Here is a 23,359-nt window from a genome sequence, read left to right as displayed (position 1 = left end):
AAAGTAGCCTTCGCGCCATGAGCGATTCGCCGGTAGGGTCAATGAAAGCGCGGATTGCAGCGCCTGAATCCGATTCGGTTGCATGCCGGTTGTGCGGTTCGACCCGCCTGGTCAGCGTCCTCGATCTGGGTGCCACCCCGCCTTGTGAGAAGTTCCTCGCAGTCGCCGAGCTCGATCTCCCCGAGGTCACCTACCCGCTGCATCTGAGGCTGTGCGAAGACTGCATGCTGCTGCAGATCCCGGCGTTGATCACTCCCGAGGACACTTTCACCGAATACGCGTACTTCTCGTCGTACTCCGACAGCTGGGTACAGCATTCCAGGGATTTCGTCAATGGGGCCATCGAAAATCTGGGACTCGACAACACCTCGTTGGTCGTCGAAGTCGCTAGTAACGACGGCTACCTTCTTCAGCACGCCGTGGCGGCCGGCATCCCCTGCTTGGGTATCGAACCCTCCGTCAACGTCGGTGCGGCCGCCCGCCAACGCGGGGTGCCCACCCTAACCGCATTCCTCGATGAGGAGTTGGCGCGGTGTGTGAGTGCCGACCACGGTCCGGCGGACCTCGTGATCGCCAACAATGTCTACGCCCACATCCCGGACCTTGTGGGGTTCACCCGGTCGCTGCGTGGCTTGATGGCCGATGACGGTTGGTTGAGCATCGAGGTGCACCACGCGTTGAACCTGGTGACACTCGGCCAGTTCGACTCTATCTATCACGAGCATTTCCAGTACTACACGGTGCTTTCGGTCATCCGTGCGCTGGCTTCCGGGGGGCTGACCGTCGTCGATGTCGAGTTGCTCACGACGCACGGAGGGTCACTGCGGGTGTGGGCACGGCCGTCGGAGGCCGCTGAAAAACCCTCCGACCGGGTGGCCGAGGCGTTACGAGCCGAAGAAGAAGCCGGGCTTCATCATGTCGACGGCTACCTTCAGCTGTCTGCTCGAACAGCGAAAATTCGCCACGATCTGTTGCGATTCTTGTTGGACTGCAAGGCGTCCGGGAAGAGGGTCGTCGGTTATGGCGCACCGGGCAAGGGCAATACCCTGCTGAACTACTGCGGTATTCGCTCCGATCTACTCGAATACACCGTGGACCGCAACCCTTACAAGCACGGCCGCTACACCCCCGGTACTCGGATCCCAATCCACGCTCCGGAGATGATCGCCAAAGATCAGCCAGATGTCGTGCTTGCGTTGCCGTGGAACCTCGAAGCGGAGTTGACCGGGCAACTCGCCTACATCGGGGAGTGGGGTGGACAACTCGTCTTTCCACTCCCGGAATTGCACACATCCAACTCCGAATCCATTGGAGGACAGTTAATATGAAGGTGGTCCTGTTCTGCGGAGGGTACGGCATGCGGATGCGTACCAATTTGGCCGACGATATCCCGAAGCCGATGCAGATGGTGGGCCCCCGCCCGCTGATCTGGCATGTGATGCGGTACTACGCCCACTACGGACACACGGACTTCATCCTGTGCCTGGGTTACGGCGCGTCCCATATCAAGGACTATTTCCTGTCCTATCAGGAGACTGCCTCCAACGATTTCGTCATGCGCAACGGGCAGGTCGAACTGTTGCACAGCGATATCAGCGACTGGTCCATCACGTTCGTCGATACAGGCCTGGAATCTGCCATCGGCGAACGACTCAGGCGGGTACGCAAGCACATTCAGGGTGACGAGTACTTCCTGGCCAATTATGCCGATGTTCTAACCGATGCCCCGCTCGACGACGTCATCGACAAGTTCCATCAATCGGGTGCCGTGGCGTCGATGATGCTCGTTTCGCCCCAGCAATCCTTTCACTGCGTCGAGGTCAGCGAAGCGGGTGAGGTTAAGGACATCATCCCCGCCTCCGATCTCTCTGTATGGGTGAACGGTGGCTACTTCGTCCTCACCCAGGAGGTGTTCGATCTCATCCCCGAAGGTGGTGACCTTGTCGCCGACGCGTGTGGAACATTGGCTGGACAGGGCAGGCTCTTCGGTTACAAGCATGGTGGATTTTGGAAGCCGGCAGATACTTTCAAGGAGCGAGCCGAACTCGACGTCGGGTATCAGCAGGGCGACCGGCCATGGGCCGTTTGGGAACGCGATGTCGATGCGTCCGCCACATTCTGCCCAGAGCCGCGGTGAGGTTGCAGGTTCACCCTGGACGAGTCGATGCGCGAGATCACGGCAAGTGCGTGAGCAGTTCCTGCCAACTGGCTGCGGAGGTGTCGCGGGCCGACACCATCGTCACGGGCAGCGGCCAGGCGATTGCCAGATCGGGGTCGTCGTAGGCCACTCCGATGTCTTCGCTCGGATTGTGCGGACGATCGATCCGATAGCAGACGTCTGCCGTCGCGGAGATCGCTTGAAAGCCGTGCAGGAATCCCGGCGGGATGTACAGATGGTGGAATTCGTTGTCGTCGAGCGTAAAAGCCTGCTGCGCACCGAACGTCGGCGAATCCGGCCTGATATCCACCAAAACATCGTGGACCGCGCCGTGGGCGCACCTGACCAGCTTCGCCTCGCCGCGGCCGGACCGGCCATGCATGCCCCGGACCACGCCGCGGGCCGACCTGGACTGCGAGTCCTGAATAAACGTCGCGGAAGTTCCCGGGACGCCGAGGAATTCGTCGAAGACGGCAGCGTCGAACGTTCGGGTAAAGAACCCCCGTTCGTCGCGGAAGGGGTCCGGAATCAGCACAATGACGTCGGCGAGGTCGGTCCGTTCGACGCGCATGAGGTCATAGTGCCATGATCGTCTGCCGAGGTGCGGGGACAGCGCATCGCACCGTGTTCTTGCCTTGGGCGAGCGCGCTGACCGCAGCGAGCTGACAAGCGAACAGCACAGCGTTATGCCGCTATTTGATCGTCGGCTTGGAACGGCTGGTTTGTTGTCTTGCTCAGGGCCTTGTTTGCGTGGCTCGGCTTCCCCGACTCAGCCGGGAATCCTCGGTTGCGGCCGGCGCTCCACGTGGCAGCGGTCCAGCTTTACGCCGATGTCCAGCCGGACATGACGGCGCGGTTCGAGAAACGAGGTCGACACCATGCACGCCGATGACCTCTGGCAGCAAGAAGTCGCCGAGAACACGGCGGCGAAGGCGGGCGCTACCGCCGGCTGATGTCCGTGTGGCCGTAAGCTGACCGCGATGAACACCAGGCCACCGCTGGACGTGACGGTGCTGCGCGACGGGCTGGCCAGCCTGCCGTGGCGGCGCATCGACGTCGTCGAGGAAACGGGATCAACCAACGCCGATCTGCTGGCCAGTGCCGCTGCAGGTGAGGATATCGCCGGCGCTGTGTTGTTCGCCGAATATCAGAGCGAAGGCCGCGGCAGGCAGGGCAGGCAGTGGTCGGCGCCGCCGCGCTCACAGCTGTCGGTATCCGTTGGCGTCGACGCCAACGGTGTGCCGGTCGAATCGTGGGGCTGGCTACCGCTGGCGACCGGCGTCGCCGTCGTCGATGCGGTCGCCGACGTCACCGGCGTGCGCGTCGGCCTCAAATGGCCCAACGATGTGCTGGTCGGGCCCGGCGGCGGCAAGCTGGCCGGCATTCTGTCCGAGGTGGCGTCTCCGGCGCAGGTCATCGTCGTCGGCCTCGGTTTGAACGTGACCATGACCACCGACGAGGCTCCTGATCCACGGGCTACCTCATTGACGCAACTCGGGGCCGCCACGGTGGATCGCACTCCATTGGCCGAAGTGCTGCTTCGGCACCTGGCCTCCCGCGTCGATGCGTGGCGCCGCGGCGATTCCACGCTCGCCGCCGATTATCTGAGCCGCAGCGTGACGATCGGCACGCGGGTGCGTGCGATCATGCCGGGCGATCACACCGTGGTCGGCGTTGCCGAGGCAATCGACGAGCTGGGTCGTCTGGTCATCCGAACCGACCCTGGTACCGGAGCCGGACAGGTGACTGTGTCCGCTGGCGACATCGTCCATCTGCGTCCCGACGAACCGTAGGGTTGGTGCCGTGGGTTACCCGCAGAACGTGCTGGCCAACGACGAGCAGGTGGTCCTGCACCGGCACCCGCACTGGAAGCGGCTGACCGGTTCGGTGGTGGTGTTGTTGGTCGCCAGCGCTGTCGCGGCGTTCGTCGCCGCGGTGGTCAACACCACCGACTGGCAATCGACCGCCAAGAACGTGCTGTTCATCGTGATCGGCGCGATCTGGCTGATCGTCGTCGGCTGGCTGACGCTGTGGCCGTTCCTGAACTGGTGGACGACGCATTTCGTCATCACCGACCGGCGCGTGATGTACCGCCACGGCGTGCTGACTCGCTCTGGCATCGACATCCCACTGGCACGGATCAACAGTGTCGAGTTCCGGCACGGTCTGAGTGATCGGCTGCTGCGCACCGGAACGCTGATCATCGAATCGGCGTCGCAGGATCCGCTGGAGTTTCACGACATTCCACGTGTGGAACGCGTGCACTCACTGCTGTATCACGAAGTTTTCGACACCTTGGGGTCCGAGGAGTCCCCGAGCTGACGGTTGCGACGGCCGGACCGACGTAACGGCGTCACCGTGCCGCCCTGCCGCTGGTGTTCGGCGTGATCCTCGAACGCCTCGGCAATGCCGCCACCGGTGAAGGTGGATTCCAGCGCCAGTTCCGGGTTGTCGGTGAACTCGTCGGGGAACACCCAGCGCCTGAAGGCCCAGAATCGGAACGCCATCTGTAAGAGGTTGCCCAAGACGTAGGCCGAGACGAAGTCCGCGATGTTCTCGACTGTCAGCGACACTTCCGGCACCCGCAGCCCCAGCACGTAACTGGAGAAATACAGCGGGAGCATCGACAGCAGCACCCCCACACCGCTGAACGCGAAGAACAACAGCGCCTCGTGGTGGCGTTCCCGGCCGCCGCGGTTCTGGAAGCTCCACTCGCGGTTGAGGATGTAGGACGCGATCACCGCGACGATGCCCGCGATGATCTTGGCGGTCACCGGTTTGGGCTCCAGGATCGTGAGCTTGAGGGTGTAGAAGATCGCCGAGTCGATGATGAACGTCGTCGCGCCGACAATCGCGAACTTGATCAACTCATGATGCCGCTCGGCGAACGGACGGACGAATCGCGGTAGGCGTGCGATCGTCGCATCGGCAAATGACACAACTACACAGTGTACGTAAACAAGCTGTCACATGCCGCATCGCTGCGCGCCGTCGGACCTTAACCGCAGATCAATGCGGTGGTCATGACCGAGACACGAAAGCCGCATGACACGATGGACCCGTGCCGAGTACACCCAACAGTCAGCCTTCGCCCCCGAGCGGGAGAGCCGCTCAAGTCGTGATGATCGGGGGAGGTCAGCTCGCCCGGATGACCCACCAGGCCGCCATTGCGCTGGGCCAGACCCTGCGAGTGCTAGCCGCCGGGCCCGACGACCCGGCCGCCCAGGTGACCCCCGACGTGGTCATCGGATCGCATACCGATCTCGATGCGCTGCGCAGAGCCGCCAAGGGCGCCTCGGTGTTGACCTTCGACCATGAGCACGTGCCCAGCGAGCATCTGGAACAACTGGTCGCCGAGGGCATCACGGTCGCGCCCCCGCCGCAGGCGCTGATCCATGCGCAGGACAAGTTGTTGATGCGTCGCCGCCTCGAGGCGCTGGGCGCGCCGGTCCCGCGGTACACCGACATCTCCTCCGTCGAGGACATCGAGGCGTTCGTGCGTCGGATCGACGGTCCTGTGGTGATCAAGACCATCCGCGGTGGCTACGACGGCAAGGGCGTGTCAATGGCCGACGACCTGGACCAGGCCCGCGAGATTGTGGCGAGCTACCTGGCCGACGGGGTGCCCGTGCTGGCCGAGGAACGTGTGACGATGCGCCGGGAACTCGCTGCGCTGGTGGCCCGCTCGCCATTTGGGCAGGGAGCGGCGTGGCCCGTGGTGGAGACCGTCCAGCGCAACGGCATCTGTGTGGAGGCCTACGCCCCGGCGCCCGGCTTGTCCGACGACCTGGGCGCTGCGGCCCAGGAACTCGGCCTGCGACTGGCCTGCGAACTCGGTGTCGTCGGCGTGCTGGCAGTCGAGTTGTTCGAGACGGTCGACGGCAAGCTGCTGGTCAACGAGCTGGCAATGCGACCGCACAACTCCGGGCACTGGACCATGGACGGCGCGGTCACCAGCCAGTTCGAGCAGCATCTGCGGGCGGTATTGGACTATCCGCTGGGCGACACCTCGGCCATCGCACCGGTCACGGTGATGGCCAACGTGCTCGGCGCCCCCGAAACACCGGCCATGTCGATGGACGAGCGCATGCATCACCTGTTTGCCCGCATGCCCGAGGCCAAGGTGCACATGTACGGCAAGGGGGAGCGGCCCGGCCGCAAGATCGGGCACGTCAACATGCTCGGTTCCGATGTGACCGACCTGCGGGAGCGGGCGGTCCGCGCGGCGCATTGGCTGTCCCATGCGGAATGGACCGACGGCTGGGACTCACATGCCGGGTAAACCGAATCAGCCCCGCGTCGGACTCATCATGGGCAGCGACAGTGACTGGTCGGTGATGTCCGATGCGGCCACTGCATTGGCCGAATTCGAGGTGCCGTTCGAGGTTGGCGTCGTCTCGGCGCATCGCACCCCGGGCCGGATGCTCGACTATGCGCAGAACGCAGCCGACCGAGGCATCGAGGTGATCATCGCCGGGGCCGGCGGGGCCGCGCACCTGCCCGGGATGGTGGCGTCAGCGACGCTGCTGCCGGTGATCGGCGTGCCGGTGCCGCTGGCCCGGCTCGACGGCCTCGATTCGTTGCTGTCGATCGTGCAGATGCCCGCCGGTGTGCCGGTCGCCACGGTGTCGATCGGTGGCGCACGTAACGCCGGTCTGCTCGCGGTACGCATCCTGGGTGCCGGCGACGCTGCGCTGCGGGCCCGGATGGCGGCGTTCCAGGCGGATCTGGAGGCCATGGTGCTGGCCAAAGACGCCGCACTACGGGAGCAATTACTCGGCGGCGGCGCGGACGAGTAAAGTTACCGCCGAGTAGCTTGCACACTGCAGGGAGGCTGTCATGGCGGGCTGGAGCGGTAATCCATCGTTTGACCTCTTTCAACTGCCGCAGGAGCATGTAGAGCTTCGGGCGGCGATTCGGGCGCTGGCGGAAAAGGAGATCGCTCCGTATGCCGCCGATGTGGATGAGCATGCCCGGTTTCCGCAGGAGGCTCTGGATGCGTTGAACGCTTCGGGGTTCAACGCGGTGCATGTGCCCGAGGCCTACGGCGGGCAGGGGGCGGACTCGGTGGCGGCGTGCATCGTCATCGAGGAGGTGGCGCGGGTGGATTGCTCGGCGTCGCTGATCCCGGCGGTCAACAAGCTGGGCACGATGGGGTTGATCCTGCGGGGCAGCGAGGAGCTCAAGAAGCAGGTGTTGCCCACGTTGGCGGACGGCTCGGCGCTGGCGTGTTACGCCCTCTCGGAGCGCGAGGCCGGGAGCGATGCGGCGTCGATGCGCACGCGCGCGAAGGCCGATGGCGATGACTGGGTTTTGAATGGCGCCAAGTGTTGGATCACCAACGGTGGCAAGGCGACCTGGTACACGGTGATGGCGGTGACCGATCCGGACAAGGGTGCCAACGGGATTTCGGCGTTCGTGGTGCACAAGGACGACGAGGGTTTTTCGGTGGGCGCGAAGGAACGCAAGCTGGGTATCAAAGGGTCGCCGACCACCGAGTTGTATTTCGAGGATTGCCGGATACCCGGGGATCGGATCATCGGGGAGCCCGGCACCGGGTTCAAGACAGCCTTGGCGACCTTGGATCACACTCGTCCGACGATCGGGGCCCAGGCGGTAGGGGTCGCGCAGGGGGCGTTGGACGCGGCGATTGCCTACACCAAGGATCGCAAGCAGTTCGGACAGTCGATCAGTGAGTTCGAAGCGGTGCAGTTCATGTTGGCCGACATGGCGATGAAGTTGGAGGCCGCGCGGTTGATGGTGTACCACGCCGCGGCGCGGGCCGAGCGGGGGGAAAAGGATCTGGGATTCATTTCCGCGGCCAGTAAATGCTTTGCCTCCGATGTGGCGATGCAGGTGACCACCGACGCGGTGCAGTTGTTCGGCGGGGCCGGCTACACCGTGGATTTCCCGGTCGAGCGAATGATGCGCGATGCCAAGATCACCCAGATCTACGAGGGCACCAACCAGATCCAGCGTGTCGTCATGAGCCGCGCCCTGCTCAAGTAACTCCCACGGGAGACTTTCCCCGCCCGAGCAGACATGGAGGTACCCGAAACGCGGCGTGTCGGGTACCGCAGTGACTGCTCGCGCGACTGGGTGAGGCTTCAGCCGCGGGTGACCTTCTCCATCGATCGTCGCCGCTCCAGTGCCGCGGGATCGGGGTTGGTGACTTGAACCAGTGAGGCGCCCGCGACGAACACTGCCAGCAGGTGCTCCACGAGATCATCGGCAGTGTCCCAGGCAGCTGTTGACAGCACCCGGTCACGGGCGGTGAAACCCTGTGCGGCCGCGGCGTTTCGGGCAGCATCGAGGACCTCGGCGACAGATCGGCCGGCCAGGGCTGAACCTGGGTGGCGTTCGGGCACGATCTGATCACCGTGTACCCGCACCGCGGTCGCGTAGTCGGTCACGCCGAGCGGAAGATCATCGGCGGGCCTGCCGAACGGGTCCAGGGACAGTACTGCCACCTCACCGCCGGCCACGGCGTCGTCGGCCTCGTCGAGCCGGTCGCGAGTGCACAACGCGATGTCGGACGGATTGTCGGAGCCACCGCCCAACGACACTTCACTGCCGATCCACCAGATGCCGAACAGCACCGCGACGGTCTGCCAGTGCGCGGGCAGCAATACCGCGACCCGGGTGCCGGAGCCGGCCCCCAGCTCGTCGCGTAACAGGTTGGCCGTCTTGGCGGCCCAGTTCGCGAGCGTCACCGCCGACAATTCGATGCGTTCGCCGGTCGCGTCGTCGTAGTAGGTGATCCGCGGGCCCGCGGGATCCGAGGCCAGCAGTGGATCGAGGACGGCCGCGCTGAGCGTGGTCAATTGACGCACGCCGGGTCGTCCGAACCGGCGGTGAGGATGGGCGACGGTGGCGGCGGCGCATCATCTGTTGCGGTGCTGTTGCCCGCACTGGGCGCCGCATCGGCCGACTCGGTGTCCGAGGTGGCGTCGTGACCGTCCAGGCCCGAGCCCGGGCCCGTGTAGTCCGCGGTCAGCACCACCCGCACGGTGCCGGGTGGAACCGAGGCGTCCTCGGTGACCGGTAGGCCGCCGAGATCCTTCGAAACCGCTTGGGCGCCAAGATCGTCGGTTTTGGCTGCCTGCACCTGGCTGCCTGTCACCGCACCGCCCTGATGGTTGCCGGTCTCGCCGGGGGTGAACCCCTTGGTGGTCAGTACGTGTGACACCGCCGCGGCCAAGCCGTTGATGTCGCTGGCGTTGACCACCTGCACGGTTGTCTTGTCAGGGGAGTACGCGACCTGTTCGGTCTTGCCTTCGCTCTGGTCCTGCAGCAGCCCGGACACCCACTCGCGCACCTGAGCCGGATCGACGCGCACCACGCTCTGCATACCGTCGTCGCTCCAGCCGTCCTCCCGCAGCACGGGGATGGTGGCGAACGCGACGTTGCCCGCTGCCAGCTTCTGCAGCTGGTCGATGAAATCCATCACGTCCCAACCGCTGGAGATCGCCACCGAGCGCTGCACGGCTTCGCGTAACTTGCTCAGCGTGGACGGACTGGACAGCGTCTTGCCCGAGATCACGTCGTGGGCCAGTGCGGCCATCACCGCTTGCTGGCGGGTGACCCGGTCCAGGTCGCCACGCGGCAGGTCATGACGTTGCCGAACGAAGCTCAGCGCCTGCGGGCCGTTCAGCTTCTGCCAGCCTGCCGGAAAATCGGCGCCTGAAAGTGGTTCGTCGACAGCTTCTTTCAGACACACGTTCACCCCGCCGAGGGCGTCGGTGATCAAGGCGAAGCCCAGCAGCCCGATTTCGGCGTAGTGGTCGACGGTGACGCCGGTGAGGTTGGCGACCGTCTTGATGAGCTCCTCGCGGCCGGCCTCGACGGCTTTTGGTTCGGCGACGGCGGGATCCTCACCCTCGACCTCGACGAGCTGCTTCATCTTGTCGAGCTTGACGTCGCCGAAGACACCGTTGATCTTCATCTTTCCCCAGCCCGGCGCCTCGACGTAGGAGTCGCGCGGGATGGAGATCGCGGTGGCGGACTTCCCGTTGTTCGGGATGCGTATCAGGATGATGGTGTCGGTGTTGGTCGACACGTCGTCGCCGGCGCGCAATGTCGCCAGCTCCTGCTCGGAGAGCGGGTTGCCATGCGCATCGGTGCGGCTGTCCAAGCCCACCAGCAGGATGTCGATGGCGCCGTCGTCGCCGCCTCCGCCGAGCGCCGCGGAACTGATGTGGTTGATGCCCGACTCGAAGGACCGGATCTGGCTCCAGGCCACGCCTGTCCCGAGGACCACGGCCGACGCTGTGGTGACAGCGAGCGTGCGGATGAGGCGGTTAGGCACCCGCTTAGGCTACTTGCGGGGTACACGTGAGCCGGGTAACGCCGACCGGCGTGCCAGACTCAGCGTATGTCGCAGCGGATCGTCGTCACCGGGGCTGGTGGCATGCTTGGCCGTGTTTTGACTGATCAGGCCCGTCGCGCAGGTCGTGAGGTGGTGGCGCTCACGTCCTCGGAATGTGACATCACCGATCTCGAATCGGTGCGTCGGCACGTCGCGCCCGCCGACGTGGTGATCAACTGCGCGGCCTACACCCAGGTCGACGCCGCCGAAACCGATGAGGCTCGCGCGTATGCAGTCAACGCCGTCGGTGCAGGCAACGTCGCCCAGGTCTGCGCCCAGACCGGTGCCGGCCTGGTCCACGTCTCGACCGACTACGTGTTCAGCGGTGCGGCCGACGGTGACCGGCGTCCCTTCGAGATCGACGACGAGCCTGCACCGGTCAACGCTTACGGCCGCACCAAGCTGGCAGGTGAACAGGCCGTGCTGGCCGTCAAACCAGACGCGCACGTGGTCCGCACCGCCTGGGTGTACCGCGGGAGCGACGGCACCGACTTCGTCGCCGTCATGCGCAGGCTGGCCGCCGGCGACAAGCCGGTGGAGGTGGTGGTCGATCAGATCGGCTCACCGACATATGTGGGCGATCTGGCCGCTGCGTTGCTGCAGGTCGCCGATGGCGGAATCGACGCGCCTGTGCTGCATGCTGCCAACTCCGGGACTGTCAGCCGCTTCGAACTGGCCCGAGCCACGTTCGCCGCGCTGGGGGCCGACCCGCAGCGGGTGCGTCCGGTGGGCAGTGACCGGCACCCGCGTCCGGCCCCGCGGCCCGGCTACACCGCGCTGTCACAGCAGCGTTCGGTGGCGGCCGGGCTGACCGGGCTGCGGGATTGGCGCGATGCTCTGATCGCAGCGGTTGCTGACTCTGACGGAAACGCTGTCGCCGGACCGCTACCCTCTACGCCGTGACACAGGAAGCCCTCCGCCCACTTGTCGTGGTTACCGTGACGTACTCACCGGGCCCACACCTGGAGCGGTTTCTGGCGTCACTCTCACTGGCCACCGAGCGTCCCCTGACGGTTGTCATGGCCGACAACGGGTCCGTCGACGGCAGTCCCGAAGAAGCCGAGCAGCGGTATCCGAACGTGCGGTTGCTGCGCATCGGCGCCAACCTCGGCTATGGCAGCGCGGTCAACCGCGGAGTGGCCGCCTACTGCAACGACGGCGACACCGATCCCGAGTTCTTCGTGGTGGCCAACCCCGACGTGCAGTGGGGGCCCAAGGCGATCGACATGCTGCTGGAGGCCGCGCAGCGCTGGCCGCAGGCCGGCGCACTGGGCCCGCTGATCCGCGATCCCGACGGCTCTGTCTACCCGTCGGCACGCCACCAGCCCAGCCTGGTCCGCGGTGGCATGCACGCCGTCGTCAGCCCGTTCTGGAGATCCAACCCGTGGACCGCGACCTACCGGCAGGACCGCGAGCCGCCGAGCGAACGCCCGGTCGGGTGGTTGTCAGGTTCGTGCCTTCTGTTGCGCCGGGCGGCCTTCGATCAGATCGACGGCTTCGACGAGCGCTACTTCATGTACATGGAAGACGTCGATCTGGGTGATCGGCTCGGCCGGGCGGGCTGGCAGAACGTTTACGTGCCGGCGGCCGAGGTACTGCACCACAAGGGCCACTCCACCGGCCGGGACCCTGCCCGCAATTTGGCTGCTCACCACCGCAGTACCTACACTTTCTTGGCCGATCGGTACCCGGAGCCCTGGCAGGCGCCGTTACGGTGGACAATCCGGGGCGCGCTGGCGGTACGTGCGGGCCTGGTGGTCGGTAATTCCCGACGTAAACAGGCGAAAGGGCAGCGTTGAGGTGACCAATCCCGCGGAGGTCGATGCCGTCATCCTGGTCGGTGGCCAGGGCACTCGGCTGCGGCCGCTGACTCTTTCGGCACCCAAACCGATGCTGCCGACTGCCGGACTGCCGTTCCTGACCCATCTGCTGTCGCGCATCGCCGCCGCCGGCATCACCCATGCGGTGATGGGCACCTCGTACAAGGCCGAGGTGTTCGAGACCGAGTTCGGTGACGGATCCAAGCTCGGCCTCCAGATCGACTACGTCACCGAGACCGAGGCGCTGGGCACCGGGGGTGCCATCGCCAACGTCGCCGGGCACCTGCGCCACGACACCGCCATGGTGTTCAACGGTGACGTGCTGTCCGGAGCCGACCTGGGCGGGCTGTTGGAGTCGCACGACAACCGCGGGGCCGATGTGACGCTGCATCTGGTCCGCGTCGGGGATCCGCGGGCCTTCGGCTGTGTGCCGACCGATGCCGACGGGGTGGTGACCGCCTTCCTGGAGAAGACGCAGGACCCGCCGACCGATCAGATCAACGCTGGCTGCTACGTGTTCAAGCGTGAAGTGATCGACCAGATCCCGAAGGGCCGAGCACTGTCGGTGGAACGTGAGGTGTTCCCCGGCCTGCTCGCCGACGGGCGCCGGGTGTGCGGATACGTCGATACGTCGTACTGGCGAGACATGGGCACCCCGGAGGATTTCGTCCGTGGTTCGGCCGATCTGGTCCGGGGCATCGCGCCGTCACCGGCATTGCACGGTCAGCGTGGTGAGTCGCTTGTGCACGATGGTGCCGGTGTTGCACCGGGTGCGCTGCTGATCGGCGGCACCGTGGTGGGCCGTGGCGCGGAGATCGGTGCAGGCGCCCGCCTGGACGGCGCGGTGATCTTCGACGGCGTGCGGGTAGAGGCCGGTGCGGTGATCGAACGCTCGATCATCGGCTTCGGCGCCCGCATCGGCCCGCGCGCGTTGATCCGTGACGGCGTGATCGGTGACGGCGCCGACATCGGTGCCCGTTGCGAACTGCTGCGCGGGGCCAGGGTGTGGCCGGGTGTGTCGATTCCCGATGGTGGACTGCGTTTTTCGACCGACGTGTAGCGCACTCGGGCCGCGCCGAGATTACGGTTTGTGGCGCGAATCGGCTGAAACTGCTGCAGAAGCCGTAGTTTCGGCGAGTTGAAGCAAGCCGAAGTCGGTGTCGGGGGGCAACCTGTCCAGCGGCCACCACTGCAGATCCAGAGATTCATCGCTACAGACGATCGCGGCGTCGGCCGGGGCCCGCACCACGAATTGCAGGTCCAGGTGGCGGGTCGGTACCCCCAGCGAGCAGGTCACCGGATGTACATGCAGCGCAGCAAGTTCCGGGTCGATGGTGAGCTCGGCGATGCCCGACTCCTCGGTGGCCTCGCGCAGCGCCGCCGCGCGGATGTCGAGATCGGTGTCCTCACAATGCCCGCCGAGCTGCAGCCATCTGCCGAAGCGCGGATGTAGGGTGAGCAGGGTTTGGGTGCCGGTGTGGTCGAGCACCAGTGCCGAAGCCGTGATATGGCCTGGGACGCAGGCGCGTTCGCAGGCGTCGGATCGGGCGGCCAAAAAGGCCAGCACCGCGTGGCGCATCGAGTCCTGCGCGGGATCGGTTGTCTGCCATTCGGTGAGAATCTCCACGGCAGAGGCGTGCAGGCTCATCGCGTTATGAAGAGGTCGTCGGTCGGCACCGGATCACGCGGGCCCTGAGGTTCCTCTGGGTAGCCGATCGCGATGGCGCCCAACGGCTCCCAGTCGCCCGGCAGATCCAGCTCGGCTCGCACCAGATCCGCGGCGAAGATCGTGGAGCCGATCCAGCAGCTGCCCACGTCACGAACGGCCAACCCCACGAGCAGCGCTTGCACGGCGGCGCCGACCGCCACGGTGAACATGGTGTGCTCCGCCCCTGTGCGGGCCGCGTCCGGATAGCTGTGCGCGCCGTCGGGAACCATGAAGGGAATCATCAGTTCTGGCGCATCGTAGAGGATGTTGCCGCGGGCCACACGGCGTTCGACGGAATCGGCTGACCTGCCATCGCGGGTCAGATCGGCGCGCCACTGGGCTTTCATCCGATCGAGCAGGCGCACGCGGGTGGCCGGATCGCGAACCCAGACGAACCGGACCGGCCGGGTGTGATGCGGGGCCGGTGCGGTCAGCGCCTCTGCGACGGCGGCTTCGATGAGTTCGGCAGGAACGGGTTCGGCCGAGAATCGGCGCACCGATCGGCGGAGCAGTTGAGCCTGCTTGCGTCCCAAGTCGATTGCTTCGGCGGTGCCGAGCCAGAAGAGATCGTCCTCGCCGGAGCGCAGCAGTGTGCGCGCGGTGGACCCGTCGTCGGGCAGGCTCAGCCCACGGACCACCGCTACCGGGATCGCGGTCAGCTTGCCCTTCACCAGATCGGCGGCGGCCGCGATCTCGTCGGCCACCGCGACCTCGGTGACGACCAGTTCGTTGCCGTGCCGGTCCATTGTCCCGGCGTAGCCGTGCAGCACGGTCAATCCGGCCGCACCGATGGCGAAATCAGTCTGGCCGGAGCGCCAAGCCCGGCCCATGGTGTCGGTGATCACCACGGCAACGGTGACGCCGAGTCGTTCACGTAGGCCCTCGCGCAGCGCTGCGGCACTGCCGTCGGGATCGCTGGGGAGCAGGGCCAGTTCGGTGGATCCGACATTGGAGCCGTCCACCCCGGCCGCGGCCTGAACCAGTCCGATGGCGTTCTCGGTGATCAATGTCCGGCCCTTGCGGGCCAGTACTCGAACTGCCTCGCTGTCGATCAATTTGCGCCGCAGCGTATCCCGTTCATCGGGATTTGACGGGGCGTCGACGATGCGGCCCTCGCACTTGGAAACCACCTTGCTGGTGACCACCAGTACGTCGCCGTCGAGCAGCCACGGTGCCGCGGTGGCGACGGCGCCGACCAGATCGTCGCCGGGCCGGAACTCGGGCAGACCCGCCACGGGCAGGATCTCCACCCGGTCAGCGGAGCCGTGTTCGGCGCGCACCCCGGTGGTCACAGCGGAACCCCGGCCAAGTCCAGGCCGGCACGCACCATCTCGGCGGTGGCCGAGGGATCGGTCATCAACAGTGGCACCGAACGCACCGCGACGCCGTCGATGTCGGCGTGATCACCGGAGTCCACCAGCCAGCCGTCCAGGAGCCCCGTCGCCGACCGTGCCCCGAAATGCCGCCCGACGGCTTCTGAGGTGGACTCCACCCCGATGATCGACAGGCACTCATCGGCCATGCCACGCAACGGTTTTCCCGCCACGATGGGCGAGTAGCCGATGACCGGTGCCGGGGTGGACCGAAGAGCGCCGCGGATGCCGCCGATCTGCAGGATCGACCCGATGCTCACGACGGGATTCGACGGAGCCAGCAACACCACGTCGGCCTCGGCGATCGCCTCGGTGACACCCGGTGCGGCAGTAGCCTGTTCGGCGCCGACGAACGCGAAGCTGTGCGAGGGCACCTGGGCCCGGTAGCGCACCCACCACTCCTGGAAATGGATCGCGCGCCGCTGGCCCTCGTGTTCGCCGGGGCCGGGATCGGTGATCACCACGTGCGTCTCACAACGGTCGTCGCTGGCAGGCAGCAGTTGCACGCCCGGCGCCCAGCGTTGGCACAATGCCTCGGTGACCTGCGATAACGGGTAGCCGGCCCGCAGCATCTGGCTGCGTACCAAGTGGGTGGCAAGATCGCGGTCGCCCAGGCCGAACCAGTCCGGCTGCACACCGTATGCGGCGAGTTCCTCCTTGGCGTGCCAAGTTTCGTTACGATGCCCCCAGCCGCGCTCGGGGTCGATGCCGCCGCCGAGCGTGTACATACACGTGTCGAGGTCGGGACAGATCCGTACGCCGTACATCCAGGCATCGTCACCCACATTGACGATCGCCGTGACCTCGTGCTCGGCGTTCTCGTTGCCAGGGCTCTGCGCGAAGGCGCCGAGCCGCAACAGGTTTTGCACACCCAGCAAAAATCGAGCGCCGCCGACGCCGCCGACCAAAACGGTGATCTTCACAACGGTCGACATTAGGCGGAAAGGGGGCGCGCATGGAAACGACGTAGTCACGACCAGGACACGCCGACGTTGCGACGCGCCGAATTGATATCACGAGATGGTATGAATTCCCGCCGATCCGCTTGACCCTGGCAGCTAACGCGTGTCTAATCACAGCAGTGTCATTTCCCGGTTAGCGACTGATTCCGGTGTCGCAAACGGAGATTCGATCGAATGTTCGAATGAAATGGCCTATATCACCATAGTGGGGCTCCACTGAGGATCTATGAGACCGAGTGAGGAGGCGGGGGATATGTCTTATGAGAGCGGCGATTTCGATCGTGTTGTCCGGTTTGACAACCGGTTACTCGGCTCGGTAGACAACGCACCGCACATCAACGCCGGGCCGACACCGATGGGGGCAACCGGACGTCCTCAACTGAGTTTGGTTCCCGATCAAATTGATGTTGCTCCGGCAACCGAAGATGACCAATGGCAGGAGCGTGCATTGTGCGCGCAGACCGACCCTGAGGCTTTCTTCCCGGAAAAGGGCGGGTCTACCCGTGAGGCCAAGCGCATTTGCCAGGGTTGTGAAGTCAAGGATGCGTGCCTCGATTACGCACTGGCACACGACGAACGCTTCGGGATTTGGGGCGGGCTGTCCGAACGCGAGCGCCGTCGGCTCAAGCGCGGCGTCATCTAAAGCTCTTTGCGAAGCGCTTCAGATCGCAATCTGAGCCGCTTCGCGAAGCGCTCACGGTGACCTGAAGCGCTTCGCGTGAGTGCTCAGTCGTCGTCGATCATCGGGTCGATGACCGACGGTTCCACCCCCAGGTAGGTGGCCACCTGAGCCACCAGGATTTCATGCAACAGCTCCGCGAGATCGTCGGGACTCTTGGCCCGGCGCTCGATCGGTTTGCGAAACAACACAATTCGGGCCCGCGTGGTGTTTCCTCGAACATCCACCCCCGCCGGTATCAACCGGGCCAACGCGATCGGACCATCCGCCACGACTTCCGGTGGCCACTGCACCGTCTCAGGATCGCGCGGTGACATCCGCGGAATTTCGTCGACAGCGACATCGAGGACACTGACCCGCGACGCCCACCGACGCTCGATCGGTTCGTAAGCCTCCAGCACCGCCATGTCGAACCGTTCGGCCCGGCTGCGCCAGCCCGGAACAGATCTGGGAAGCAGCGGCCCACGAATATCGCGACCGCGGCGCGATCGCCAAAGGTTCCGCTGGGCCACGCAAGAGATCGTAACGGTTCGGGATCGGGAGCCCGGCGACTGCGCGTGTCCGAACGCGTCCAGCGATCGTCCAAGATAATCTCTGGTGCGTGAATGTTCCCCGTCGCTGCTGCCGGCCCGGGTGCCCGCATTACGCCGTGGCGACGCTGACCTTCGTCTACTCCGACTCGACCGCTGTCGTCGGACCGCTCGCCACCGTCTCCGAACCGCACTCATGGGATCTGTGCGTCGGGCATGCGAGCCGAATCACCGCACCACGTGGCTGGGAGCTGGTGCGCCACGCCGGCCCGCTACCGAACCATCCCGATGAAGACGATCTGGTGGCGCTGGCCGACGCGGTGCGCGAGGCACACGACGGCGCGGTGGTGCGAGGCGGAGTCGCGGCAGGGTTCTCCGACCCCACCACTGGGGTCACCGGCGGTGCCGTGATGGCACCGGCAGCGCACCGGCCCGAACCAAACGGTCGGCGTCGCGGCCACCTCCGCGTGTTGCCCGATCTCAGCGATTAAGACCGTTAAGCAGCGCGGTCGACTGAGGCTAGTGTCCTTGTGGGCGTCTTGCGGCGGCTAGGCTTAGCCAACGATCCCGGTCACAAGGAGTTCCCATGCCTCGCCCAGCTGCGGTTGTTCAGCGTGTCATCAAGGCGTATGACGTGCGTGGTCTGGTGGGTGCGGAGCTCGACGAACAGTTCGTCTTCGACGTGGGCGGGGCATTTGCCAGGCTGGTCCGGGGCGAGGGTGCGGCGCAGGTCGTCATCGGGTGCGACATGCGGGAAAGCTCTCCGCCGCTAGCCTCGGCGTTTGCCGAAGGGGTCCGGGCGCAGGGGCTCGACGTCGTGCGGATCGGACTGGCCTCCACCGATCAGCTCTACTTCGCGTCCGGCCTACTGGACTGCCCCGGCGCGATGTTCACCGCCAGCCACAATCCGGCTGCCTACAATGGCATCAAGCTGTGCCGGGCCGGAGCCAAGCCGGTCGGTCGAGACACCGGGCTGACGACCATCTCCGACGAGATGATCGCCGGAGTGCCGGCCTTCGACGGCGCGTCCGGCGCCGTCACCGACCGCGACGTGCTCGCCGAGTACGGCGAGTTCCTGCGTTCACTGGTGGATCTGAGTGCGCTGCGGCCCCTGCGCATCGCCGTCGACGCGGGCAACGGCATGGCCGGGCACACCACGCCTGCGGTGCTCGGGCCGATCGCCGGCGCCACTGTCCTGCCGCTGTTCTTCGAGCTGGACGGCACCTTCCCGAACCACGAGGCCAACCCGTTGGAGCCGGCGAACCTGGTCGACCTGCAGAACCATGTATTGGCAACAGGTGCCGACATCGGCTTGGCCTTCGACGGTGATGCCGACCGGTGTTTCGTCATCGACGAACTCGGCAGGCCGGTCTCCCCGTCGGCCGTGACCGCACTGGTGGCGGGGCGTGAGCTCGGCCGCGAAATCGGCGCGATCGTCATCCACAACCTCATCACCTCGCGGGCGGTGCCGGAGCTGGTCATCGAACGCGGCGGCACACCGGTGCGCTCACGCGTCGGGCATTCCTTCATCAAGGCTCTGATGGCCGACACCGGCGCGATCTTCGGCGGCGAGCATTCGGCGCACTACTACTTCCGTGACTTCTGGGGTGCCGATTCCGGCATGCTGGCGGCCCTGCATGTGCTTGCCGCGCTCGGTGAGCAAGACCGCCCGCTCTCGGAACTGATGGCCGATTACCACCGCTACGAATCCTCCGGCGAGATCAACTTCACCGTCGCCGACGCCGCTGCATGCGTCGACGCGGTACTGGAGACCTTCGGCTCCGGTATCCAGGCCGTCGACCATCTCGACGGGGTCACCGTGGATCTGGGTGAGGGCAGCTGGTTCAACCTGCGCACGTCCAACACCGAGCCGCTGCTGCGGCTCAACGTCGAGGCCCGCACCACCGAGGATGTCGATGCGATCGTGAAGACGGTGGCTGACCAGATCAGCACGGTGAGCGGGGCAGCGACGTGAATGCCGTCGACGCGACGGTAGACCTCGACGACGGCGAGGGTCTGCTCGCGGCCGACCACAACGGTCTGCTGCGGGCAGCGGCGATGGCAGGTGCTCAGGTGCGGGCCACCGCCGCAGCGCTCGCCGAGGGTGCGCTCGAGCCTCTGCGGTCGGATTTTCCGCCGCGCACGGTGATCTGGGTGGCCGGTCGTGGAGTGGCGCACAGCGCGGGCACCCTGCTGGCCGCCGCACTCGGCGGATCGGTGGCCGCGCCGATCGTCGTCGTCGCCGAGACCCCGTCGTGGATCGGCGCCCTGGACGTGGTGATCGTGGCCGGCGACGATCCGGCCGACCCGGCTCTGGTGAATGCCGCAGCCACCGCCGTGCACCGGGGTGCGCGGGTGTTGGTGGTGGCACCACAGGAGGGCCCGCTGCGCGACGTGACGGCGGGACGCGCGGTGGCATTGCCACCGCGGCTGTGGGTGCCCGACGATTTCGGGCTCACCCGCTATCTGGCCGCGGGCCTGGCGGCGCTGCACGTGGTGGATCCCGGGACTCGGGTGGATCTTCCGGAATTGGCCGACGAACTGGATGCCGAGGCGCTGCGCAACAGCACTGCGCGCGAGTTGTTCACCAACCCGGCCAAGACGCTGGCCGACCGGATGTCCGGCGCTGACGTCGTACTGGCCGGAGACACGGCGGCGACGCTGGCGCTGGCCCAGCACGGCGCGACGGTGATGCTGCGGTTGGCCGGTCAGGTGACCGCTGCCGCGGGCCTGATCGACGTGTTGGCCGCCACGGGGAACCGCGCTGCTGACCGGTCCGGCTCCGAGCGGTCGCTGTTCCACGACGAGCAGATCGACGGGCCGTTGCCGCGGCGGCTGCGGACATTTGTTTTGACCACTGATACCGAACGGCCCACCGTGGCCGTGCGTATCGCAGGGTTCGCCGACATCTCGGCGATCGGCGCCGAGGATGTGCCCGACGCGGGCCGTCAAGGCGATGAGCCGAGCGGCTCGACCATCCCGGCCAGGCGGGTGGAACAACAATTGGCGATTTTGGCCGTGCGGTTGGAGATGACCGCCGTCTACCTGAAACTGGTTCGAGGTTAAGCGAGTGTATTTGCTACGGGGAGCGGTGCGGACCTATGCGTGGGGTTCGCGCACCGCGATCGCCGATTTCACTGGAAGACCCAGTCCCACAACTCATCCCGAGGCTGAACTGTGGTTCGGTGCGCATCCCGGTGATCCTGCGTGGGCGCTGACCGACCATGGGGAGAAGTCGCTGCTTGAGGTCGTCGCCGACGATCCCGAGGGACAACTCGGCGCCGCAACCATCGGACGCTTCGGCGATACTCTGCCGTTCCTGGTCAAGGTGCTGGCCGCCGGCGAACCGCTGTCCCTGCAAGCGCATCCGAGCGCGCAGCAGGCGCGCGAGGGCTACGACCGCGAGGACCGCCTTGAGATACCCGTCTCGGCGCCGATCCGCAACTACCGCGACCGCAGCCACAAACCCGAATTGCTCGTGGCGCTCGGACCGTTCGACGCGCTGGCCGGCTTCCGCCCGGTGGCACAGACGGTCGAACTGATGCGAGCACTGGCCGTCTCGGATCTCGATCCGTACATCCATTTGCTGTCCGACCAGTCCGATGCCGACGGCCTGCGGGCGTTGTTCACCACGTGGATCACCGCCCCGCAGCCCGACCTCGACGTACTGGTGCCCGCGGTTTTGGACGGTGCGATCAATTACATCCGTTCGGGGCAAACGACTTTCGCCACCGAGGCCAAGACGGTGCTGGAGCTCGGCGAGCGCTACCCGGGCGATGCGGGCGTGTTGGCGGTGTTGCTGCTCAACCGGATCAGTTTGCAGGCGGGTGACGGCATGTTTATTGCTGCCGGCAGTCTGCACGCCTATCTGAACGGTATCGGGGTCGAGGTAATGGCCAACTCCGACAATGTGCTGCGGGGCGGCCTGACGCCCAAGCACGTCGATGTTCCCGAACTGCTGCGGGTGTTGAATTTCACGCCGACCCCGCAGGACAAGTTGCGCCCCACAATCGTCAGGGACGGACGCGAGCGGACCTACAAGACGCCGGCATCGGAGTTCTGCTTGTCAGTCCTGGAAATCGACGGCGATCAGCTCGGCCACCAGATCGACGCGCCGTGCCGTCACGACGGCCCGCAGGTGCTGCTGTGCACCGAGGGCGCCGCAACGGTGCACGCCAAGAGCGGCACACTGGCGCTGGAACGCGGGTCGGCGGCCTGGATGGCCGCCGACGATGGGCCGATCCGGCTGACTGCTCAGCGGCCATCCCAGCTGTTCCGAGTCACAGTCGGGACCTGAGCCCGGCCGTCACTCGGCCTGTGCGCGCAACCGTGGTTCGGTGTGTCCGGCCGCCGGTCCTTGAAAGCTGTCGCCATCGGCAGCTTTGGCATCCGCTTGTCGGCGTTCGGCCCGCAACAGTCGCAGGTTGTTGCGGATGGCGCGCCCGATGAGCCGCGGCGTCGGAACCAGCCATAGGCTGTCGAGCAGGCTGGTGCGCCGCAGGAACCATTCGGCAAGCACCGGATCGGTCTCGGCGGCGCCGACGAACTGTTTGAACAACCCGAATACCGGGCTGTACCACCACGGCCTCGACCCCTGGGCCCCGTGCTCCTCGATGTCGGCGACGGCGTTCATCAGCCAAACCGGCAGGGTGGTTTTCGCGGTCGCCCGGGCCAATCGGCCTTCCAAATCCTGCATTCCGCCGTCGAGCACGGTACGCAGGTTGTTGGCCTGCAGCGCCGACATCGTCACGCCCTGCCCGAAGGTGGGGTTGAGGCTGGCGACGGCGTCGCCGAACGGGATGATCCCGACCGGCAGGTCGGTCATCCTGTCGTAGCGACGCCACTTGCTGGTGGGGTAGCGATGGAAGTTCATCTTGCCCACCGGCTCGCCTTCTCGCAGGGCGGCGCTGATGTGCGGCGGCAGCAGAGTATCGGCCAGCGTGCAGATCCCCGCGAAGTCCCGCGGCGGCTCGGTCTTGGCGACCCCGAACGCAGTGACGATCCAGACGCCATCCTCGTGGAACAGCATGCCTATGCCTCGCGGTTGGTCGAGCGCGGCACCGCACACCACCATCTTCTCCGTGATCAGGCCCTCGGGGATACGTACCCGCTGTGAGGCATAGGTGACGCCGACCTGGATCTGATCTTCCCTGGGCCGGCCGAAACCCCACTCGTCCAGCCAGACCGGCAGGCGGCTGCCACGGCCGGAGGCATCGACCACCAGATCGGCCGACACGATCTCGCCGTCGTCGAGCACCACGCCCGTCACGCTCCGGGTCACGGGGTCGAACCGGGGCTGGGAGACCACCTGCCGCACCACGCTGACGTTCGGGATGCTCAGCGCACGGTTGCGGATCTGCCATTCCAGGTGTCCGCGGCTGGGTACATATGCGGTGAAGTCGCCGAGCATCTGTTGGCCGGTGCCCAATACATGGCCCGCCGCGGAGAAGTGAATCGACTCGGGCCGGTTCTCGATCACCGGAACGCCTGCGGCGACCATATCTTTGAGCAGTCCGGGGAACACCGATTCGAGCTCCTGCGCCCCGCGCGCCATCAGAAGATGGACGTGCAGACCCTGCGGAATCGCGCTGCGGTTGACGGGCGTCTCGGGCAGTTCGTCACGTTCGTAAACCGTGACGCGATCAAAGTGATCGGATAGCACGCGGGCCGCGCACAGGCCTGCAATGCTGCCTCCGATGACAACGGCATGGTGGGAGCGGAGATGAAGATTCTGATACATCGGGGAAAACAGTAATGGATT

The 23,359-nt window shown here is 66.0% G+C and carries 24 protein-coding genes; 15 read left to right on the top strand and 9 right to left on the bottom strand.

What is annotated here, in order from left to right:
* Window positions 1-41 precede the first annotated feature (41 nt).
* Together H276_RS0111080 and H276_RS0111075 are read left to right on the top strand one after the other, a co-directional pair.
* Window positions 42-1,328, top strand: coding sequence for a methyltransferase domain-containing protein (locus H276_RS0111080; RefSeq protein WP_019971377.1), 1,287 nt, complete (start codon window positions 42-44; stop codon window positions 1,326-1,328).
* Window positions 1,325-2,137: a sugar phosphate nucleotidyltransferase gene (locus H276_RS0111075; protein ID WP_019971376.1), complete on the top strand. Its 813-nt coding sequence runs from the start codon at window positions 1,325-1,327 to the stop codon at window positions 2,135-2,137. Before H276_RS0111080 ends, H276_RS0111075 begins: the two co-directional genes overlap by 4 nt.
* Window positions 2,138-2,174: 37 nt before the next feature.
* Here the strand turns inward: H276_RS0111075 and rfbC are convergent, their stop codons facing one another.
* A complete protein-coding gene (gene rfbC, locus H276_RS0111070; protein ID WP_019971375.1) occupies window positions 2,175-2,729 on the bottom strand; it encodes a dTDP-4-dehydrorhamnose 3,5-epimerase in 555 nt (184 codons plus the stop codon).
* Between the two features lie 409 nt (window positions 2,730-3,138).
* Between rfbC and H276_RS0111065 the strand changes: the two genes are divergently transcribed.
* Window positions 3,139-3,951 carry a biotin--[acetyl-CoA-carboxylase] ligase gene (locus H276_RS0111065; RefSeq protein ID WP_019971374.1) on the top strand — a complete coding sequence of 271 codons (813 nt, stop codon included), beginning with the start codon at window positions 3,139-3,141 and terminating at the stop codon, window positions 3,949-3,951.
* A gap of 10 nt (window positions 3,952-3,961) precedes the next feature.
* Window positions 3,962-4,480 carry a PH domain-containing protein gene (locus H276_RS0111060; protein WP_019971373.1) on the top strand — a complete coding sequence of 173 codons (519 nt, stop codon included), beginning with the start codon at window positions 3,962-3,964 and terminating at the stop codon, window positions 4,478-4,480.
* On the opposite strand, the gene H276_RS0111055 is transcribed toward H276_RS0111060, so the two are convergent.
* Complete coding sequence (locus tag H276_RS0111055; RefSeq protein WP_019971372.1) at window positions 4,435-5,097, bottom strand: GtrA family protein; 663 nt, start codon at window positions 5,095-5,097, stop codon at window positions 4,435-4,437. The genes H276_RS0111060 and H276_RS0111055 overlap by 46 nt on opposite strands.
* 122 nt (window positions 5,098-5,219) lie before the next feature.
* On the opposite strand from H276_RS0111055, the gene H276_RS0111050 reads away from it, so the two are divergent.
* Genes H276_RS0111050 through H276_RS0111040 form a run of 3 tightly spaced genes read left to right on the top strand, consistent with a single transcriptional unit; the run spans window position 5,220 to window position 8,167 of the window.
* Entirely contained in the window at window positions 5,220-6,440 is a 1,221-nt protein-coding gene (locus H276_RS0111050; RefSeq protein WP_255327471.1) for a 5-(carboxyamino)imidazole ribonucleotide synthase, read from the top strand.
* Window positions 6,430-6,957: a 5-(carboxyamino)imidazole ribonucleotide mutase gene (purE, locus tag H276_RS0111045; protein ID WP_019971370.1), complete on the top strand. Its 528-nt coding sequence runs from the start codon at window positions 6,430-6,432 to the stop codon at window positions 6,955-6,957. The genes H276_RS0111050 and purE overlap by 11 nt, the downstream gene beginning before the upstream one ends.
* Before the next feature lie 40 nt (window positions 6,958-6,997).
* Complete coding sequence (locus tag H276_RS0111040) at window positions 6,998-8,167, top strand: acyl-CoA dehydrogenase (RefSeq protein ID WP_019971369.1); 1,170 nt, start codon at window positions 6,998-7,000, stop codon at window positions 8,165-8,167.
* Window positions 8,168-8,265: 98 nt separating this feature from the next.
* Here H276_RS0111040 and H276_RS0111035 read toward each other — a convergent pair whose 3' ends face one another.
* Complete coding sequence (locus tag H276_RS0111035) at window positions 8,266-8,982, bottom strand: TIGR03089 family protein (RefSeq protein ID WP_026356847.1); 717 nt, start codon at window positions 8,980-8,982, stop codon at window positions 8,266-8,268.
* Window positions 8,979-10,466: an LCP family protein gene (locus H276_RS0111030; RefSeq protein WP_026356846.1), complete on the bottom strand. Its 1,488-nt coding sequence runs from the start codon at window positions 10,464-10,466 to the stop codon at window positions 8,979-8,981. The genes H276_RS0111035 and H276_RS0111030 overlap by 4 nt, the downstream gene beginning before the upstream one ends.
* Window positions 10,467-10,532: 66 nt before the next feature.
* Between H276_RS0111030 and rfbD the strand changes: the two genes are divergently transcribed.
* From rfbD to H276_RS0111015, 3 genes are read left to right on the top strand one after another with little or no spacing between them, the layout of a single operon-like run.
* The gene (gene rfbD / locus H276_RS0111025) at window positions 10,533-11,429 is read left to right on the top strand and encodes a dTDP-4-dehydrorhamnose reductase (protein WP_019971366.1); all 897 of its coding nucleotides are present in this window, start codon (window positions 10,533-10,535) and stop codon (window positions 11,427-11,429) included.
* Window positions 11,426-12,325 (top strand): glycosyltransferase family 2 protein, encoded by a 900-nt coding sequence (locus tag H276_RS0111020; protein WP_019971365.1) that lies wholly within the window; start codon window positions 11,426-11,428, stop codon window positions 12,323-12,325. The genes rfbD and H276_RS0111020 overlap by 4 nt, the downstream gene beginning before the upstream one ends.
* Window position 12,326: 1 nt before the next feature.
* Entirely contained in the window at window positions 12,327-13,406 is a 1,080-nt protein-coding gene (locus H276_RS0111015) for a sugar phosphate nucleotidyltransferase (protein ID WP_019971364.1), read from the top strand.
* A 21-nt stretch (window positions 13,407-13,427) separates the two neighbouring features.
* Here the strand turns inward: H276_RS0111015 and H276_RS0111010 are convergent, their stop codons facing one another.
* Genes H276_RS0111010 through cofD form a run of 3 tightly spaced genes read right to left on the bottom strand, consistent with a single transcriptional unit; the run spans window position 13,428 to window position 16,350 of the window.
* Entirely contained in the window at window positions 13,428-13,994 is a 567-nt protein-coding gene (locus H276_RS0111010) for an NUDIX hydrolase (protein WP_019971363.1), read from the bottom strand.
* The gene (locus H276_RS0111005) at window positions 13,991-15,334 is read right to left on the bottom strand and encodes a coenzyme F420-0:L-glutamate ligase (protein WP_036460932.1); all 1,344 of its coding nucleotides are present in this window, start codon (window positions 15,332-15,334) and stop codon (window positions 13,991-13,993) included. The genes H276_RS0111010 and H276_RS0111005 overlap by 4 nt, the downstream gene beginning before the upstream one ends.
* 8 nt (window positions 15,335-15,342) lie before the next feature.
* Window positions 15,343-16,350, bottom strand: coding sequence for a 2-phospho-L-lactate transferase (cofD, locus tag H276_RS0111000; RefSeq protein ID WP_026356845.1), 1,008 nt, complete (start codon window positions 16,348-16,350; stop codon window positions 15,343-15,345).
* 292 nt (window positions 16,351-16,642) lie between these two features.
* On the opposite strand from cofD, the gene H276_RS0110995 reads away from it, so the two are divergent.
* Window positions 16,643-17,032 carry a WhiB family transcriptional regulator gene (locus tag H276_RS0110995; protein WP_019971360.1) on the top strand — a complete coding sequence of 130 codons (390 nt, stop codon included), beginning with the start codon at window positions 16,643-16,645 and terminating at the stop codon, window positions 17,030-17,032.
* Window positions 17,033-17,115: 83 nt separating this feature from the next.
* On the opposite strand, the gene H276_RS0110990 is transcribed toward H276_RS0110995, so the two are convergent.
* Complete coding sequence (locus H276_RS0110990; RefSeq protein ID WP_026256326.1) at window positions 17,116-17,538, bottom strand: metallopeptidase family protein; 423 nt, start codon at window positions 17,536-17,538, stop codon at window positions 17,116-17,118.
* Window positions 17,539-17,669: 131 nt separating this feature from the next.
* Here H276_RS0110990 and H276_RS0110985 point away from each other — a divergent pair, with 131 nt between their 5' ends.
* The 4 genes from H276_RS0110985 to manA all read left to right on the top strand — a co-directional run bounded on the left by H276_RS0110985 (window position 17,670) and on the right by manA (window position 21,895).
* Window positions 17,670-18,089, top strand: a complete 420-nt coding sequence (locus H276_RS0110985; RefSeq protein ID WP_036460911.1) for a DUF3499 domain-containing protein — start codon at window positions 17,670-17,672, stop codon at window positions 18,087-18,089.
* A 95-nt stretch (window positions 18,090-18,184) separates the two neighbouring features.
* Complete coding sequence (locus H276_RS0110980) at window positions 18,185-19,573, top strand: phosphomannomutase/phosphoglucomutase (RefSeq protein WP_019971358.1); 1,389 nt, start codon at window positions 18,185-18,187, stop codon at window positions 19,571-19,573.
* On the top strand, window positions 19,570-20,664 hold the full coding sequence (locus tag H276_RS0110975) for a hypothetical protein (protein ID WP_019971357.1): 1,095 nt from the start codon (window positions 19,570-19,572) through the stop codon (window positions 20,662-20,664). The genes H276_RS0110980 and H276_RS0110975 overlap by 4 nt, the downstream gene beginning before the upstream one ends.
* Before the next feature lie 4 nt (window positions 20,665-20,668).
* Window positions 20,669-21,895, top strand: coding sequence for a mannose-6-phosphate isomerase, class I (gene manA, locus H276_RS0110970; RefSeq protein WP_026356844.1), 1,227 nt, complete (start codon window positions 20,669-20,671; stop codon window positions 21,893-21,895).
* Between the two features lie 9 nt (window positions 21,896-21,904).
* Here the strand turns inward: manA and H276_RS0110965 are convergent, their stop codons facing one another.
* Window positions 21,905-23,338: an NAD(P)/FAD-dependent oxidoreductase gene (locus H276_RS0110965; RefSeq protein WP_019971355.1), complete on the bottom strand. Its 1,434-nt coding sequence runs from the start codon at window positions 23,336-23,338 to the stop codon at window positions 21,905-21,907.
* Between the last annotated feature and the right edge of the window lie 21 nt (window positions 23,339-23,359).

Source organism: Mycobacterium sp. 141 (assembly GCF_000382405.1).
GTDB lineage: Bacteria > Actinomycetota > Actinomycetes > Mycobacteriales > Mycobacteriaceae > Mycobacterium.
Note: the sequence above shows the minus strand (reverse complement) of the source record. Positions and strands in the feature narration are given on the sequence as shown.